Genomic DNA, 17145 nt, shown 5'->3' on the forward strand with positions numbered 1-17145 from the left:
GGGGCCGAAGGCGTAGCCCTTTTCTATCTGTTCGGAAGGCATAGGATTTCAGTCAGCGTCAGTCCTAGGTTTCGGTTGTCCGCTAGGCCATGCCTGTACGGACTCGAGAAAGAGCGGAGAAAACCTGTCCGTTAGGGTTGCTATCGGTCAACGGACGCGACTATATACGGACAACAGCTCAACGGACGGATTGAGGCCAATGACGACGATCCTGTATGCCCGCGTAAGCACCAGCGAACAGACGCTCTCGCATCAGCGGACGATGGCCGAGGAACGCGGCTTTCAATTCGATCACGTTCTGGCAGACCATGGCGTGTCTGGCGTCTCGACACGGCTGATTGAGCGGGCAGAGGGGAAACGCCTGTTCGATATGCTGCGAGCCGGTGACACCCTGGTTGTCCGCTGGGTTGATCGGCTCGGCCGCAACTATAAGGACGTGTGCAACGTGATGCGCGAGTTCATGCGCCGGGGCGTCATCGTCCGCACGGTCATCAACGGCATGACCTTCGATGGCTCAACGACAGACCCCATGCTGTGCGCCGTCAGAGATGCCCTGATCGGCTTCATGGCGGCGATGGGCCAAGCCCAGGCTGAGGCCACCAAGGAAGCCCAGCGCGCCGGTATTGCTGAGGCACGGGCCAAGGCAGATGCGACCGCCTACCGGGGCCGTAAGCCGTCCTATACCCGTGACCAACTCGACAAGGTTCGCAACCTGCACGGTCTCGGAACCAGCGTGTCCGTGATTGCGAAGGAAACATCCCTGTCTCGCCAGACCGTTTATCGGATCGTTGAAGACGAGGCAGAGGCAGAGGCCGCGCTGGCACGCTGGGAGCGCAAGGCCGCTTGATAGGTTGGCGGGCGGGAGCCGATACTTCCCCGCCCGCCGTCACCGCCGGGGCCAGCGCCGCTCCGGTCGGTGAATTCGATTAGGCAGCTACGCCAGCCGCCTCACATGCCGCCTTATACTTATCCTCAGCACGTCCAAGCTCTGCGAGAAGCGGGGCTTCCCGTTCGGCAGTGATCTCTTCCAGGGTGCGAAGCCCGGTGATCGGCTCATGCGGGTTGCGGGTCCACCCTTCTTCCGCCATCAGCTCGCGGATTCGTTCTGCCTTTTGCGGGTGCATGGCTCGCAACTGGCCAGTGATGGGGCACTCAACGCTGGCGTCTCGCGTTCCCTGCGCCAGAAACTCACGCTCTGCCGCGATCCGTGCATCAGCCAAAACGTTCTGCGACCTTCGCACGCTCTGTACGGCCTGCCATACCGGATCGTTGAGCTTCGCTTGCAGTTCCTCCTTCTGCGTTTTGGCGAAACGTTCGCGCTGTAGATCAGTCAACGGCTTTTTGGGCTTGGTGTAGGGCATCATGGTCATCGTTCTTACTTCACAGTCTGAATGTACTGGATTGCGCTAGGGTCGCCCTGCTTATAGCGGCGCATGAGGTCGGTCAGGTTCACCTTGCCAGCGGCAGGCTTGCTCTTGCTCGACGGGGATTTGCTGCGCTCGAATTCGGCGAGGGCATCCGGGTCTCGCTTGGCGACGATCATGGCGTCAGTCAGCGACTTGGGCGGCTTGGACACGGGCGGCAGCGGCTTATCGGGACGGCGGGCACCTTCGGAAAAGAGCCAGGGGCGGGTGTCCTTTAATCGCCGCATGAAGCCGGGCAGCGTCATGTTTTGGTATCCGGCAGTGTCATCGAGGGCGATGCGCCCTTCGCTATCCAGAATGTTCACATCACCATCCGCACCGATCTGAATGTGATCGGCTACCAGCTTGCAGAACTCGGAATGGACGGCGGGGGAGATGAGCGGATCGGCGGCCTTGATCTCGGCAGCGACGGCGGCATGGGCCGCGAGGTAGGCTTCAGACATCGGTTGCTTCAGTCGGCGTTCGTGTTGGCGTTGAGGTTCGGGAGGATTCGAGGGCGGCTAGAGCGCGTTTCACCCGGCGTCGTTCCCGGTTGCGGTCGCGGCGCTCATTCCGGCGAGTGAGTTCGGCGGGGTCGAGGAACTGAGGATCGCTCCATCGGAGGATGACGGTCATTGCACGGGCTCCGGTTCGGCGGGCTGACGGGATGCGCGGCGGGCCAGGGCGAACGCTTTTCGTTGCGCGCGGGTAGCTCGGCGGCGCTTGCGGCCCTGGTCTCTCTTCGAGAGGTACGCTTCAGTGCCAAAGGCGTGTGCGACCTGTTCGGCGAGGAATGATGAGGCGGTCATGCCAGCCTTTCCAGCGGCTTCATCCAGGGCGTTCGCGGCGTTGAGCGGTAGCGTGATCGACAGGAGGCGAGTGGCGATCACTTCGAACCACCTCGCTCTTTGAAGCAGCCTGCGACCCAGGCGGGACGAAAGAAAACGAGATCGGCAATCACCTTGGCCGCTGCCTTTGCGGGGTCATCCGAATACCTTGCAAGGAATGCGTGAGCGTAAGCGGGAACGACAATCGTCAGGGTGTGGGGCGTGGTATCGGCGGTCACTTCGCGGCGCTCCGTTTGTCGAGCGAAGCGGCAGCATCGGCTTGAAGCCGCATCAGGATCGCGCGGCGGGCGTAGGCTGATCGGGTGAGGTGTTCGCGGGCAGCAGCGTCATCGAGAGCCCGCACCATATCGGTTGCGAGCGATAGCCCGATCATCCTCGACGGGGGATCGGCGGCAGGGGTATTCACTGTTTGTTCCTTTTCTGATTGGTGCCGAGGATGGGAAGCTCCCCGGCGGATTGTAGACACAGCTTGCCCCTGCGCCGGGAATGCGGTCCCGGTCCGGTCCCGGCTTCGGGTGCCGGGAGACCCATGAACGATAACAAAGACAGACAGACCGAAGTCCATCCGGGAAGTATCTCGTTTCCGAGACCCTTCACTTGTAAATCTTATAGCATGCCATGTTGAACTATGCAAATCGATATACGATTTTGCTTGACAGGGTTCCGGGACAGACTCGACAGGGGCAAGGTCGTTGCAGTGGGACGAAGCATTCCCGTCCGCTTCGTTACTTCCGGTTCGCATCGATAGGAGGAGCAAGACCGATCTTCATCCCTCGAACGCCTCCATCGCCCTTTCCATGTCTTCGAGCGTCATCACCGTCCCCGCCGATCCGACCGGGTGTTTCAGTGCATCAATCCAGGCGTCGAGGTCGTGTCTGTCCCAACGAACAAGACGGTCGTCCCCGAAGCGAAGTGGTACGACGGAACAGTGGCGCTCGAAGGCGGCGCGACTGAACCCAAGGTACGAGGCGGCTTGATCTCGGGTGAGGAGCCTTGGGACTATCGCGGCGCGAGACATCCGAACCTCCGGGCAGGTCGAAACTGAGGCCAAAGTACGCCCGGTTTCGCGGGTCCGTCAGTTCAATCGCCGGGTGGGTCAGGTTGGGAGGGGCGGCGCGGTCGTCCTCAACCGGATCATCGCCGCAACGTCGAGGCCCCTTGCTGAAAAGTCAGCATGGGTGGCGACAGGACGGGCCAGGAACCGCCTCGCGAGACCCGCGAGGGTCTAGCTCCGCCTGGCTAGGAAACGCCGTCTCAGGACCGCCGGGACGCGCGCCACGATGGAGGTAGTGCGCCGCCCTTCCTCACACGCTCCACCACGTCCCAATTCTCAACGGTTGCGACAGGCGCGACGGTCGATGGTCTGACACAACGTCCGCCCCCGCACTCTTCACCGCCGATCTCTCACCCTTCGAACCGGCAGGACGCCTTAGGTTGCGCGCCCACTTCGCCGATCCCGGTCGGGATTGGCTACGCGGCTTCCTGTAGGTCTTCCCAGGAATGAAACTCGGAACCTAAGAGGCTGTCCCCGGCCAGAGCGAGCGAACCACCTATCGGTGTTTCGCAGGTCGCCTGTCCGGTTCCAAATGGATTTTCTCCCCTATAAATCTGTCCCGCCGAAAACACGACAACCGACAGGGGCGAAACGAGAACGGCTTCTTGATCGGCACGGATCGCAGCCTGTGCCAACTCCTCCAGGCGGCGTTCGACGGTACGCATAGACACGTCCCCGAACATTTCGATGAACTCACCTCTCGCATGCCGGGCCTTGTCGCTATTCTCGCGCGACGTTGATCCTTGTGCCGCCCGCTTCGCTTTCTTGCTAAGGCGGTCGCGTTCCTTTTGATCGGAGGCAAGCTGCTTCGAATTGCGGTCAACGGCGCAAAGCGAATTGACCCCGTAAGCAATACGCTTGGCGTTCTTCAGGCTGAAGTGGCGGGCGAGTTCGTCCGACGTAGGGATACCCCCTTCGGCAATCTCGCGAACGGATAGGACGCTGGCCTCTTGAGCGAGGAACCACGCTTCATCGTGCTCCTCGACAAGACGGGGAACCCATAGACGCGCCCATTCGATTGAGTTGATAGGCTTGTCGGTCGAGGCATTGGCGGCACGGCGTGCGGCCATGAGCAAGAGCGCCGGTTCGAAGTAAACGATACCGTCGTCCGTGTCGCAGGGGCCGTTATGCTCCCCTTCGATCATCCGCTCGATGTCTTTGATGTGAAGGTTGCACAAGCTGAGCAGCTTTCCCGCCTTGGCACCCTTCGGGCGGCGAGCAATCGAGATGCCTTGCCATGCCCGGTCGCCGTTGCGAACCTCGTACCCGGCCACGAAGGTGCGCTCCCCCTTGAGGGACGCGGCATAGACCGTCGTTAGTACATCATCATGGGAGAGCGACTTAGGGTCGTCGCCCATGGTGCGCGAAGTGATGCGCTTGGCGCTCTTCCGCTCGATGCGGTCCCGCTGATTTGGGGGGCGAATCGAGGGATGAAGAGCTTGCGCAGCGCTATGTGAATCGTTATAACATTTCTGTACGGTGTTCAATTCTCATTGCAGCCACCGTAGCGCTCGCTGACCCGCCAAGATCGAAAGCGCTACGGTGGTGGTTGCCCCCTTGATTATGGGGAGGATTGAACTTTTCTGTTGCGTCCGCATCGACCATTCGTTACCCTCCCTTTGTGATTAGAATTCCGTGTCGGAACCATTTCCGAAACGTTAACGTTCTATAGGACTTGTGTCCCGTCTGCAATATGCAGGCGCTTGCATATACGTGCCCCGGTCTCCTTCATGGATGCCGGGTTTTTTCATGCCCGGTCACTGTAATAATGTTACATTCCTTTTGTGGTGGTCAGCGAAGGCATGCGACAGGCCCAACCCCATCCCCCTTCATTCCATCACCACACTTACACAGCCCCATCCCCCCTACGGAGCCGACGCATTTGAACGCTGTGTCACCCTCCACATGCTCCAATCCGAGACCACCGAAATTCGATTAATCCGACCACGAAACCGAATTGATTCGATTTACCGACCATTTTTCCGGGATTTATTCGGGCATTTCCAAAGGGGGGTTTTCCGCTCAGGCGTGAGAACCACCGCGAGGCATGTCCGTTTCCCCCTCATGAGATCGATCCTAACCGCCGGGTGTCTCGTCATCCTCGCTGTCCCAGCCTTGGGGCAGGTGCCCATCCCCCGTGATGGAAACAGGCCGTGCCCACATGGGTACGTCGGATCAGGGAGCTTCTGTTCCCCGATCTCGGACCGGTCGAGAGCGGCCATCCCTAAGCCAAGGGGCGGGGTTTGCCCTCACGGGTGGACTGCATCGGGGTCTGCCTGCATCTCGACCCGCTAGGAGCCACACAGCAAGGCGCAGGAAGGCCGTCGGAGAGATCGGCGGCATTCCCCCTGCCAGGATCGTTCGGAGGCCGTCAGCGGGCCTTAGAATGGGATGCCTGACTTCGCGTTGTGCTGAAGGCGAAGGTGTTTCGTTACTTCGGGGAAGTCACGCTCAAGATAGGATTCGATGGCTTTGTACTCTGCATATAGGTCGTCAGGCCCTTCAAAGATTGAGTGTTCACGCTCTATCATTGCAGCAAACAGAAATTCGACAACGAACAAATCACTGTTCAATTCTGCGATGCCTTTGGCGTCTGACCCGTAATATGAACTCAAAATAGACATAGCTTCTCCGGTGCGCCGAATGCGCGGTTGATCGTCGTGTGGGCTGGGATGGCCGCTCAGGCTCCTAGGATGCCTCAGGAACGGCTACGGGTGGATCAGGCGCAAGGCCGGCGCCCGGATCATTGCTAGGCCGTCAGCGGGCCGCGTGGCGTCGATTCTTATTCTGCTTCATCGCGAAGAATTCGGCCTTACGCATCGCCCGGTCATCCATGACGACGCTGCTAACGTCCTCCGGCACAGTCTGAGACCGTTCCAGTTCCGGCGGCGCAGGCGGCGGCGGTGGTGCCAGGGCCGCGCGGACCTTTTCCGCAACGTCGCTGTAGGAGTAGACCTTCCCCATAGCTTCGCAGAACCGTTCCGCGTCGTCCCCTAAACGGGCAACGATCATCCGAACGACAATCCCCTCTGCTTGCTCCCACTCAGCCTTGCGGGCGGCATCCTCAGCGGCGTAGTCTTGTTTCCGCTTGGCTTCGCGTGCTTCACGAGCCTTGCGCTTTTTCTCCTCGGCGGCTTGGACTTCGGGTGTAAGAGCAGATTCCCGCTTGGCTGAATCGGTGACGGATTTGATATCCGTCAGCGTGACGCTTTCGCCTGCAACGATCTTTGCGATGAGGGACTCGCGAACCGGCTCCGGCACTGTACGGGCCGATACCGCATAGACCACCGTCTTCGGGACACGGTGCGCCGTCAAAGCTTCAATCTTGTCGCCGAAGTGAACAGCGGCGGACATGGACCGCTCTATCGCACGCTTGGACCATCCCAGGCTCAAACCGAATTCAGCCTCGCACCACGCTTCGAACTGGCCGTGATGCAGCTTGGCCTTTACTGCAAGCAGGTCGCGACCGTTGTGGATGTAGGCGACAAAGCCATCCTTGATCGCCCACTCACGGCCACGGATGCGTTCCGCGATGTCTGCGAAGTCAGCGGGCTCGGCCCGGATGACGGCGGGAAGGTTGATGATGTCCGTCCCCATCACGCGGCCTCCATCGTTTGCGACAGAGCGGCCCGGCCTGCCTCAGTCACGACTGGCTTCGAACCAGAGCCGTGACCGATCACACGAATCAAACCGGCGCGCTGAAGGGCCGTGTACTTCTGCCCTGGAACTAGGCGACCCTCCGCGACCAAGCGTAGGGCACCGACGATGTTGAGATGCGGACGGTTCATCACGCGGCCCTCATCGTCTCGGCCAGCGTCAGCGGGCGATGAACGGGAATGGCGGACAGCCACGCCTCTGCATCGTCCCGCGTAATCATCGTGCGGCCACCGATGCGGCGGGCGATCAAGCGGCCCTCGCCAATCTCGCGATAGGTTCGGGTACGGCTGATCCCGTAAGCGGCCATGAACTCGGCCACGGTGTAAAATCGCTTTGCCAGAGCGGTATCGGTCTCTGTCTTCATCATTGTCCCCTGCAACGGAATGGGATGCACAGGGACGAAATCGGCCTTTGGGTTTCCGCGTAATAGATCACCGTCTATTTCCGGGATCCCGGTTTTTACGTTGGCATTTTCAGGGATCGAAAACGGCAGTGAAAGCGGCCTGAGCCGCCTTATGCCTTGTCTTCAGCGTTTTGGCGCAAACTGGCGGCACGCCAAGCCATTCAAAAAAATCAGGATTCTTGGCGAGGTACTCCGCTGCACCAGAGGGTGACCGGCGGCGGGATGGAGATGATGGATCGTTCATGATCCCTTGAAATGAGCAGGCAAGCATGACGAGCTTGTCAGTCGTCCAAACCGGCTTCCGTCCCGGCTTTCCCATCAACTTCTCCGTTGGCAAATCTGCATCCGGCAACAAGCGAAGCGCCAACGCCTTCCAGTCGCCGGGTGGAATGCCGGGTCCGTATTTGGCAAAAAGGCGACCTTCAAAATCGTCTTGGGTTTCATCCTTCGGGATCAGCATGGCTACGCCTCCACCATGGCGCGAGACGACACGAAATCGGCCCATGCGTCCATCAGAACGCGACGTTTCTCCAAGGCGTCCCCTCGCCGATAAGCAAGCTCCGTTGCATCGCCGACAGAGTGCGCCAAGGCCGCTTCGGCGACCTCACGCGGGAAAGTCGTTTCCTCGCCTGTCCAGTCCCGAAAGCTGGAGCGGAAACCGTGCGGGGTCGTGCTGACACCCATGCGGGTCATCAGGGCGTCAAAGGCGGCGTTGCTGAATGGCCGGTCTGCCCGGAAGGAAGGAAAGACGAACTCGCCCCGCCGCAACGGTTCAACGGTGTCGAGGATGGCGCGGGCGCGAGCACTCAATGGGACACGATGAATACGGCCTGCCTTCATGCGCTCAGCCGGGACCGTCCAGACCTTCGCTCCGCGATCTATCTCAGACCACCGGCATCCGGTGATCTCGCTGACACGCCCAGCCGTGAGGATGAGAAATTCCAGGGCCAGGGCGGAAACAGCCTCGCGGGTTCGCAGTTCGGACACGAAACCCGGAACATCGGCATAGGGGAGGGCGGCATGATGGCCGCGTGTGAGCCGCTGACGCTTGGGGAGAAGCTGGTCGAGATGTGAGCGCCACCGTGCGGGATTCTCGCCGGAGCGGAGGTTCTTCGCCTTGGCGGCATCTAGCACCCGCTCGATACGGCCACGGACCCGCGATGCCGTCTCCGGCTTGGTGGTCCATATCGGCGACAGGACGGCGATGATGTCGTTCGTCTCGATAGCGGCGACGGGCTTGGCTCGCAGCGCAGGCGCGTAGGTCTTGAGTGTGGATGACCACTGCGCCGCGTGCTTCGCGTTGCGGAAGCCCTTGCATAGCTCCGGGATCAGTTCATCGGCGAAGGCACCGAACGTGACGGGGGCGGCAGTCTTGGCGCTGGCCTTCCGCCGCGTGTCCAAGGGGTCGATACCATCCGCGAGCAACCGGCGGGCTTCGTCCCGGCGACGGCGTGCATCCGCCAGGGAGACCACCGTGGCCGATCCAAGACCCATCTCCCGCTGCTTGCCGCCGAAGCGATAGATCATGATCCAGCGGCGGGCTCCCGTGGGATCGACAACGAGATAGAGACCCGCGCCATCACCGAAACGGCCCGGTCCCGGTACCGTTTGCACCGTCCGTACGGTGAGCTTGTTGACCTCTCTCGCCATGTGTCCGCCCAACCCCCAGCATGTACCCCAGCACGAAGCGGAGCATCAGGTGGGTTGGATTGGAACAGGGTCAACCCCGTCAGGGCGAAAAGCTCAATGCTTTCAACGGCCCGGATACCGTATGGAACGGCTTGGAATGGGGTAATGGCGGAGACGGAGGGATTCGAACCCTCGATACCCCTTTCGGGGTATGCTCATTTAGCAAACGAGTGCCTTCAGCCGCTCGGCCACGTCTCCGTAGGGGTGGCTCTAGAATTTCGCGTCGGACGGGTCAACCCGCTTCGCGGGTTCGATAGGCGGCAATGGGGTGGAAATCAGTGCGCTGCGCCGTTCGTAGTGCTTGGCGACCCTGAGATGGCGGGAGATCGCGTAGTTCGCGGCGGTCAGGAAGCCGTAGACGCCCCTCACGAAATGGCGACGGCCGATATAGGCCTTGAGGAAATTCAGCGGCAGTTCGACGAAGATACGCCACGTGGGAATCGTGACGCCGCGGGCTTCGAGGTCCCGGGCCTGCTGATCGGAGTAGCGGTTGAGCTTGTCGAGCTGATCGCCGAGCGAGCGCACGGAAAAGTGGTGGATGACCCCCGTCACTCGTCCGACGCTGGCGCCGGGATCGAGCTCCACCCGGTCATGGACGGGGGACGGCGAGTAGCGGCCCCGATCCTTGCGGTAGAGGCGGACGGGATGAAGGGCATAGGCCCAGGGATGCGGCTTGACCTCGCCGGGGAAGATCTCCGCGATAGCGATGCGGTAGGCCGGATGGACGGGCTCGCCGGCGACGAACAGGGCCCGGATGGCGTCGGACAGGTCGGGAGGCACCACCTCGTCCGCATCGAGGTTCAGGAGCCAGTCGTGACGGCAGACGGTTTCGGCGAAACGCTTCTGCGGGCCGTAGCCGGACCAGTCGTTGTGGATCACCCGCGCGCCGAGGGAGACCGCCAGGGCCTGCGTTCCATCGGTGGAGCCGGAATCGACCACCACGAGGTCGTCGGTCAGGTCGCGGACCGCGCGGATGGTCGCGCCGATCCGGTCGGCTTCGTTGAAGGCGATGAGGAAGATCGAGAGCGGCGGCGCGGACATGGTCAGGGCTCTACGATATCGGCCAGGCCGGCCGATACCCCTTTCTCAGACAGGGACGCGAGAGCGACCTCGACCTCATGCCACGACCGGCTGGTCGGCCAGCCGCTTGCGCTGGACCTTGCCATTGGCGGTGCGGGGCAGGGCATCGAGGAAGCGCACCTCGCGCGGGCACTTGTAGGCGGCCAGCCTCTCGCCGCACCAGGCCAGGATCGAGGCTCCGTCAGGCTCTTCACCCGGCTTCAACACGACGAAGGCGGCGATGACCTTGAGGTCGGCCCGGACGGCGAGTTCGGCGACGCCGATTTCGGCCACGGAGGGATGACCCCCGACCACGCCCTCGACCTCGTTGGGCGAGACCCGGTAGCCGAGGGCGTTCATCAGGTCGTCGTTGCGCCCGTGGAACCAGAGGTAGCCGTCCTCGTCGAGGCTCGCGAGATCGCCGCCCGCGAACCATTCGCCGCGCAGGACCGTGGCCTCCTCCTCGGGCCGGTTCCAGTAGCCGAGCATCAGGCCCGGCTCCGTGCGGTGGATCGCGAGGAGCCCGGTCTCGCCCTCCGGCAGGGGCTCGTCCGGCCCGTCCACCGGCAGGATCGCCACGCGGCGCCCGGGCTGGGGCTTGCCGGGCGAGCCGGGCTTCACCGGGATGGTGGGGCCGCTGGAGACGTAGGTCGAGATCTCGCTCATGCCGAGCGCCTCGTAGAGGGGCTTGCCGGTGGCGGCGGTCCAGGCGTCCAGCAGTTCCGCGGGCAGGGCCTCGCCGGCGGTGCAGCCGTGGCGGAGCCGGGAGAGGTCGTGAGCGGACAGGTCGGCGTATTTCAGGATCTGGCGGAAGAGGCTCGGCACGGCGGCAAACAGCGTCGCGCCGTGCCGGGCGATGAGGGCGGGCCAGACGGCAGGATCGCGGGGCCCGTCGTAGAGGACGCTCGTGGCGCCGCAGGACCACGGATCGGTGATGCCGACGCCGAGGGTATAGGTCCAGTTCATGGTGCCGGCATGCAGCATGACGTCGGCCTCCGTCAGCCCAAGCCAATGCGCATGCATCGGGCGGCGCCCCCAGATCGCCCGATGGGCGTGGAGTACGCCCTTCGGCCGGCTGGTGGTGCCGGAGGTATAGACCAGGGTCGCCGGATCGTCCGCCGCGGTGTCGGCGTAATCCGCGACCGGCTCGGCACGCTTCATCGCGGCGATCTCGGAGGGGCCGAGGACGATCCGACCTGCGGACTCGGCCGGGTCGAGGCGGTGGTCCGCTCCGGTCACCACGGAAGCGGCACCGGAATTCTCCATGAGGAACGCAGCTTCCGCCGGCGTCAGCTGGGGGGAGGAGGGGAGGGCCACGAGGCCGGCGGCCAGGGCGCCGAAATAGACGAGGACGTAATCCGCCTCGTTGCCCATCCGGATCATCACGCGGTCGCCGCGCCGTAGGCCGAGGGCCAGGAGACCGGCGGCGATGCCGCGTACGGCCCGGTCGGCCTCGCCGAAGGTCAGGTGGAACGCCCCGCCCTCCGCGCCCGCCATGATCAGCGCGGTCTTGTCCGGCCGCAGGCGCGCATTCTCCGCGAGGCAATGACGGGCGGCATTGAAACGGGCCGGTGGAGGAGCGTCCGGTCGGATCATGGAAACGGTTCGGGTTCTCGACGTGGCAACACGCTCAAGCCATGACGAAACCCGCGGCCGGCAACAAGGGCCGACCGCGGGACTTCGGATCGTTCGAGCGCGCGCTCAGCGGGCTCGCGTCGGGCGGCGATCACGCCGTCTTGACGGCGAGCAACTCGTTGGCCGCGGCGAGCATCGCCTTCATGGCGGCGGACGCGGCCTGATAGGCCGGCGTGCCCACGTCCCAATTGTTCGCGGCGACGGCATCGGTCATCGTCTTGGCTTCTTCGAGAGCGGTCCTCTCGGCCTCGGCGAGACGGGCCAGCGCCGGATGGTCGTGCAACGGGCCGTTCCGCAGGTCGGTGCAGACGCTGTGGTTTGCGATGCCCAGCATCGTCGGATCGGAGGACCCGGCCGGGGCGAGTCCGACGAGGATGCGGGCGAGCTTGCGCTTCCACATGCCCACATCCGCCGGCAGGCAGACCAGGCCATGAGCCTTGACGCGTCCGCTTTCCGCCGCGAGGGCGGTGCGGCCGAAATCCTCGGCCTTCACGAGGCGCGTCGTGATCTTGTCGATCTCCTCGTGGGTCTTGGCGGCCTTGCCGGCGATGTTCTGGACGCTGGTGGAGATTTCGGCGGTGGCCGAACGCTGCTGGGAGAGCATCTGCGAGATCGCCTGATTCAGATCGCTCGCCTGGGAGATCCGCTCGTTGGTCTGCTCGACGCGGGTTTCCAGCTGATCGACGATGGCACGGCCGGATGTCACGGCATTCCGGCTCTCGCCGACGGCGACGGAAATGGCCGCCATTTCGGATGTCAGAGTGCTGAGAAGGCCCCGGATCTCCCCCGTGGACTTGGCGGTCTGGGCGGAGAGCGACTTCACCTCGGCCGCGACCACGGAGAAGCCGCGACCGGCCTCGCCGGCCCGCGCGGCCTCGATGGTGGCGTTCAGGGCGAGCAGGTTGGTCTGGGCGGAGATCGACGCGATGGCGGTCGCCATGATCTCGATCTGGGCGATGGCCCGCTCCAGCACCACGACACGCTCGGAGATGAGCGACGTGCGGACGTCGATCTCCTGCATCGCCGACTTGGCCTCCCGGCCGTCGCCGATGCAGGCGCTCATGGCGGTCAGGGCGCTCTGAGCGACGGTGACGACCGTGTCGGATGTCTGGGAGACCTCGGCGATGGACGCCGCCATCTCTTCCGTGGCACCGGCGATCGTCTGCGTGGCGCGGGCGACTTCGCCGACATCATAGGTCATCCAGCCGATGTTGATGGCCGCCTCGGAGGCCTCCTTCGACATGGAAGCGATGGAGGACAGATTGCGCTGGTTGTCGTCCTCACCACGACCGCGAAGGCGATCGATCGCGGATTTGAGCTTTCCGTCAGGCAGGTCGACCGCCGACAGACCCTGGCTCGACATCAGGGCGTCCACCGCTGCGCCGAGACGAAGATCGTCGGCCTCGGCCTGCTGTGCCGCGGCGGGCACCGCAACCGTGTCGGTGGCCGGACGCTTGCGGGAGAAGCCAATCATAAAACTACAACCCTAAGATATCGATAAGGCAAGATCATAAACTCTATTGTTTAATGGCGCCTTAGCAGGCCACCCCTCCGCGCCGGCCGAAATGAGTGAATTGTCGATTTCCCGGATGCCGGCGCCAGCAACCAATGGTAACCGTGCGCCATGCTTCTGGCGATTGCTCTTCCCTGGCAGTATCGAACACCAGAGCCCCAAGACAGAAGTGCCGATCGAGCTCCTGGCCCAGCCTTAGCATGACGCATAGACAAAACCGGCCACCGCGCTCTTTGGCCAATTTAACAATCGGGCCACAAGAATTTGCTTCAAACCAGCGACAGGACAACCATAAAATTATAGTTGAAACTCAACTGACGTGATGGCGTATTCCATCAAGTAAATGCTCGCGAACGTCGTACACGCACCATGGACGATAGCTCAGCATGGTACGGTGGGCCACCGACGTCCCGAAAGTGTTCGGCCGAGAGCGCATCATGACTTGTCCTGATCGTTGAAGAGATCAGGCCGAATGGGGGAGAAGCGGCGCGGGCCGCAGGGGGACGAGGCCCGCCTTGCGCTCCAGCAGGGTCGGCGGAGGCACGGGCGCTTCGATCGAGCAGACCACCCCGCTGGCCGCGAACATGAGCTGGACCTCTCCGTCGAGCTCGCGGGCGAGGCTGCGCTCGATCAGGCGCGAGCCGAACCCGGTGCGTGTCGGCTGCGTCACCGGCGGCCCGCCGCTCTCGCTCCAGCGCAGGAGGAGGCGGGTTTCCGGCTCCTTCAACACGCTCCAGCTGATCGTCACCGTGCCTCCCTCCTGCGAGAGCGAGCCGTACTTGACCGCATTGGTGCCGAGTTCGTGCAGCGCCATGGCGATGGAGAGCGCGAGCCGGGGTGGCAAGCGCAGATGCGGCCCCGACACGATGAAGCGGGATCGACCCGCTTCGGTGGAATCGAGGGGAGCGGTGGCGTCGGCCACCACGTTTCCGAGTTCCGCCCCCTCCCAGCTTTCGCGGGTGAGCACGTCGTGAACCCGGGCGAGCGCCAGGAGCCTCGCTTCGAACGCGGCCTTGGCTGCGGCCGCCTCCGGCGTGTCGAGGCCGCGCAGGGACTGGATGGCGATGGACTGGACCGTGGCGAGGGTGTTCTTCACGCGATGGTTGAGTTCGTGGATGAGCAAGAGCAGATGCTCTTCCGCACGCTTGGCATCGGTGATGTCGACGTTGCAGCCGGTATAGCCGAGGAAGGTTCCGGTATCGTCGAGGCGCGGCACGCCTTCGCACCGCAGCCAGAGCACCACGCCGTCACGGTCCACGACCCGGACCTCGGTCCGCACCGGAACGCGGCCGGCGAAAGCGTCCGAGAACTTGGCGGAGAAAACCGGGAGGTCGTCCGGATGGATGATCGTCTGCCACCCGCCGGCCGCGAGGGCGCTGGCCGGCTTTCCGAACAGATGGTCGAAATGCAGGTTGGCGAAGCTGATCTCCCCGACCTCGTCCGTCATCCAGATCAGGGCGGGGGCCGAATCCGCCATGTGCCGGAATCGCGCCTCGCTCTCGCGCAGGGCCGAGAGGCCGCGTTCCGTCTCGGCAAGCGCCGCGTCGCGCTCCTCGCCCCGGGTGCGCAGGCGCAGGGAGGCGTCCGCCAGCACGTCGCCGAGCAGGCGGATCTCATGGATCGGCGAGGTGATGCGCGGGATCGCCTCGCCTCGGGCGAGGGCCGGCCCCGTCGCCACCAGGCGACGCAGGGGCTGCGAAACCTTCGACCAGAGATTGATGGCGAGGATCGACGAGGTCGCGAGGACGAGGAAGCCGAAGCCGGTGAAGGCCCAGATCCATCCGCGCAGCCGCGCATCCACCAGAGCCTTCGGGATCACCGCGCTCACGGTCCAGCCGGTGAGGCGCGAGCGCGCCTCGACGACGGTGACGGGGCGCATGTTGAAGTCCTTGCCTTCCCAGACCCCCGGTGTCTCGGTCTGGCGCTGGCGAAGGGTCGCGAGGCGCGGGCGCCCGACGATCGATGCCGGATCGGGGATCCGGGCGAGGGCGATGCCATCCCGGTCCGACACGCCCGTCATCCAGCCCTGGACGTATTCCCGGCCGAGGATGCCCTGCAGCCGGCTCACCGGCGCGAGGAAGCTGAGGAGATAGGCGACCTCGCCCTCGTTCTGGACCGGGACGGCGATGGCATAGGTCGCACGGTCCGGCATGCTGCCCGACAGGATGCCGGAGATCATGGCCCGCTGCGTTCCGGACGCGATCTCGCGGTCGAAGGGCAGGGCGGTCTTCGGCAGCGGCGCTCCGCGCGGGACCGAGGTGTTCACCAGTTGCTGGCCGTCCGGCCGGCGCAGCAGGATGTCGAGCCCGACGGTTTCCCGGACGAGCCGTGCCTGCGCGTCGAAATTCTCGAACTCCGCGTCCTTCAGGCGAGGCGACGTCGCCAGGGTCTGGAGTACGGAGACGAGCCCCGCCGTATCGCGGTCGATGGACAGGGCGATCCCGCGGACGTTCTCGCGCGCGTCCTGCTCGAAGCGCGCCCGCTCGGTCCCGGCATAGCGGAACAGGAGGATCGCCGTGAACAGCAGTCCCGGCCCGATCAACGCCACCACGAGGGCGACCAGGTAGACCTGCGTCGAGAACCCGCGCTGGCGGATGCGTGTGAACAGGCGGCCCGGGGCCGTGGCCTGCCACCCACCGCTCCTCCTCCGCTCGAACGTGGGGTCCATCTCGTTCTCGGGCCCGGCGGTCATGGCCTGTCGATGTGACCGAGGTCACGGGACGGCGCCAGCCGATCGCGGACACGCTGCTTCAAGGTCTTCACGTCGGGAAATCCCCCGTCCCGCGTCCGGTCCCAGATGGTCTCCGACCCGCAGACGATCAGGAACAAGCCGCCATTCCCCGGAATCAGGGCGACCTCGCCGATCTCGTCGCGGAAGGTGGAGAGGAGCTCCTGCGCCATCCAGCCGGCCCGCAGGAGCCACTGGCACTGCGTGCAGTAGGTGATGGAAACCCTGGGTTTCTCGACCTGTGGGGCAGGTGGCGCTTCATCCATGGCCGGCACAGCGACCCATGCACGGTGCCTTGTCAACCTGCTACCGGAACAGTTCGACCGTCGCCGGAACGGTTCGACGGTCGGATGTGCAGGGCATTTGGTAGGGGAGCAGGCACCCGCCCGGCCTTTCACCCGCGGCATCGCGCCCTATCTTCACGAGCGTAGCCGGGCGGCAGAGGCGTGGATCCGTCATGCCGAGTCCGTCCGCGAGGAGCCCCCGATGCCGTCCGTTCTGCGTCCCGACGCCGCCGCGCCCTTCCTGCGCTCGCCCCGCCCTTCGCTGCTCCGCCGGATGCGGTCCGCGCTCGTCGTCGTCGCGTTGGCCACGACCCTTACGGGCTGTGGCGCGATCAACCGGGTCCCCACACTGGAGGAGGGCGCCAAATCCTCATGGAGCGAGGTCCAGAACCAGTATCAGCGTCGCGCCGACCTGATCCCGAACCTCGTCGAGACGGTGAAGGGCTACGCGCAGCAGGAGAAGGATGTCCTCGTCGGCGTCACGGAAGCGCGAGCCAAGGCGTCGAGCGTGAAGGTCGATGCCTCCACCGTTTCCGATCCCCAGAAGTTCAAGGAATTCCAGGACGCTCAGAACCAGCTCTCCGGAGCGCTGGGCCGTCTCCTCGTTACCGTGGAGCGTTATCCCGACCTCAAGTCGAACCAGAACTTCCTGGCGCTGCAATCCCAGCTGGAGGGAACCGAGAACCGGATCGCGGTGGCGCGCCGCGACTATATCGGCGCCGTCCAGGCCTACAACACCGAGGTCCGTACCATTCCGGGCCGCTGGATCGCGGCGTGGTTCTATCCGGAATCGAAGCCCATGGAGACGTTCGCGGCGACGCCCAATTCGGACAAGCCGCCGACCGTGAAGTTCTAGGGCTGTGACGAGGGCC

The 17145-nt window shown here is 64.0% G+C and carries 15 protein-coding genes and 1 tRNA gene; 2 read left to right on the forward strand and 14 right to left on the reverse strand.

The window, feature by feature from the left end; all coding sequences use genetic code 11:
• Positions 1-199: 199 nt before the first annotated feature.
• Positions 200-847, forward strand: coding sequence for a recombinase family protein (locus K368_RS0112590; protein ID WP_027172718.1), 648 nt, complete (start codon positions 200-202; stop codon positions 845-847).
• Positions 848-926: 79 nt separating this feature from the next.
• Here K368_RS0112590 and K368_RS0112595 read toward each other — a convergent pair whose 3' ends face one another.
• The 14 genes from K368_RS0112595 to K368_RS0112670 form a co-directional block, all read right to left on the reverse strand.
• On the reverse strand, positions 927-1364 hold the full coding sequence (locus tag K368_RS0112595) for a hypothetical protein (RefSeq protein ID WP_155935117.1): 438 nt from the start codon (positions 1362-1364) through the stop codon (positions 927-929).
• An 11-nt stretch (positions 1365-1375) separates the two neighbouring features.
• The gene (locus K368_RS0112600) at positions 1376-1867 is read right to left on the reverse strand and encodes a hypothetical protein (protein WP_027172720.1); all 492 of its coding nucleotides are present in this window, start codon (positions 1865-1867) and stop codon (positions 1376-1378) included.
• A gap of 168 nt (positions 1868-2035) precedes the next feature.
• Positions 2036-2293, reverse strand: a complete 258-nt coding sequence (locus tag K368_RS26650; RefSeq protein WP_155935118.1) for a hypothetical protein — start codon at positions 2291-2293, stop codon at positions 2036-2038.
• 1428 nt (positions 2294-3721) lie between these two features.
• On the reverse strand, positions 3722-4792 hold the full coding sequence (locus tag K368_RS0112615) for a hypothetical protein (protein ID WP_155935119.1): 1071 nt from the start codon (positions 4790-4792) through the stop codon (positions 3722-3724).
• Positions 4793-6062: 1270 nt separating this feature from the next.
• A complete protein-coding gene (locus K368_RS0112625; protein WP_027172724.1) occupies positions 6063-6902 on the reverse strand; it encodes a hypothetical protein in 840 nt (279 codons plus the stop codon).
• 190 nt (positions 6903-7092) lie between these two features.
• Positions 7093-7326, reverse strand: coding sequence for a helix-turn-helix domain-containing protein (locus K368_RS24600; protein WP_155935352.1), 234 nt, complete (start codon positions 7324-7326; stop codon positions 7093-7095).
• Between the two features lie 109 nt (positions 7327-7435).
• Positions 7436-7825: a hypothetical protein gene (locus K368_RS26655; protein ID WP_155935120.1), complete on the reverse strand. Its 390-nt coding sequence runs from the start codon at positions 7823-7825 to the stop codon at positions 7436-7438.
• Between the two features lie 2 nt (positions 7826-7827).
• The gene (locus K368_RS0112640; RefSeq protein WP_027172726.1) at positions 7828-9015 is read right to left on the reverse strand and encodes a site-specific integrase; all 1188 of its coding nucleotides are present in this window, start codon (positions 9013-9015) and stop codon (positions 7828-7830) included.
• A gap of 145 nt (positions 9016-9160) precedes the next feature.
• Positions 9161-9252, reverse strand: a tRNA-Ser gene (locus K368_RS0112645).
• Positions 9253-9264: 12 nt separating this feature from the next.
• Positions 9265-10095, reverse strand: coding sequence for a glycosyltransferase family 2 protein (locus tag K368_RS0112650; protein WP_027172727.1), 831 nt, complete (start codon positions 10093-10095; stop codon positions 9265-9267).
• A 75-nt stretch (positions 10096-10170) separates the two neighbouring features.
• Entirely contained in the window at positions 10171-11709 is a 1539-nt protein-coding gene (locus tag K368_RS0112655) for an AMP-binding protein (RefSeq protein ID WP_027172728.1), read from the reverse strand.
• Between the two features lie 130 nt (positions 11710-11839).
• Positions 11840-13222 carry a methyl-accepting chemotaxis protein gene (locus tag K368_RS0112660; RefSeq protein ID WP_027172729.1) on the reverse strand — a complete coding sequence of 461 codons (1383 nt, stop codon included), beginning with the start codon at positions 13220-13222 and terminating at the stop codon, positions 11840-11842.
• A 502-nt stretch (positions 13223-13724) separates the two neighbouring features.
• Entirely contained in the window at positions 13725-15869 is a 2145-nt protein-coding gene (locus tag K368_RS0112665) for an HWE histidine kinase domain-containing protein (protein ID WP_027172730.1), read from the reverse strand.
• Positions 15870-15949: 80 nt separating this feature from the next.
• A complete protein-coding gene (locus K368_RS0112670) occupies positions 15950-16255 on the reverse strand; it encodes a SelT/SelW/SelH family protein (RefSeq protein ID WP_027172731.1) in 306 nt (101 codons plus the stop codon).
• Positions 16256-16475: 220 nt separating this feature from the next.
• On the opposite strand from K368_RS0112670, the gene K368_RS0112675 reads away from it, so the two are divergent.
• The gene (locus K368_RS0112675) at positions 16476-17129 is read left to right on the forward strand and encodes a LemA family protein (RefSeq protein ID WP_155935122.1); all 654 of its coding nucleotides are present in this window, start codon (positions 16476-16478) and stop codon (positions 17127-17129) included.
• The last annotated feature ends 16 nt before the right edge of the window (positions 17130-17145 follow it).

It is taken from the genome of Methylobacterium sp. 10, from assembly GCF_000519085.1.
GTDB lineage: Bacteria > Pseudomonadota > Alphaproteobacteria > Rhizobiales > Beijerinckiaceae > Methylobacterium.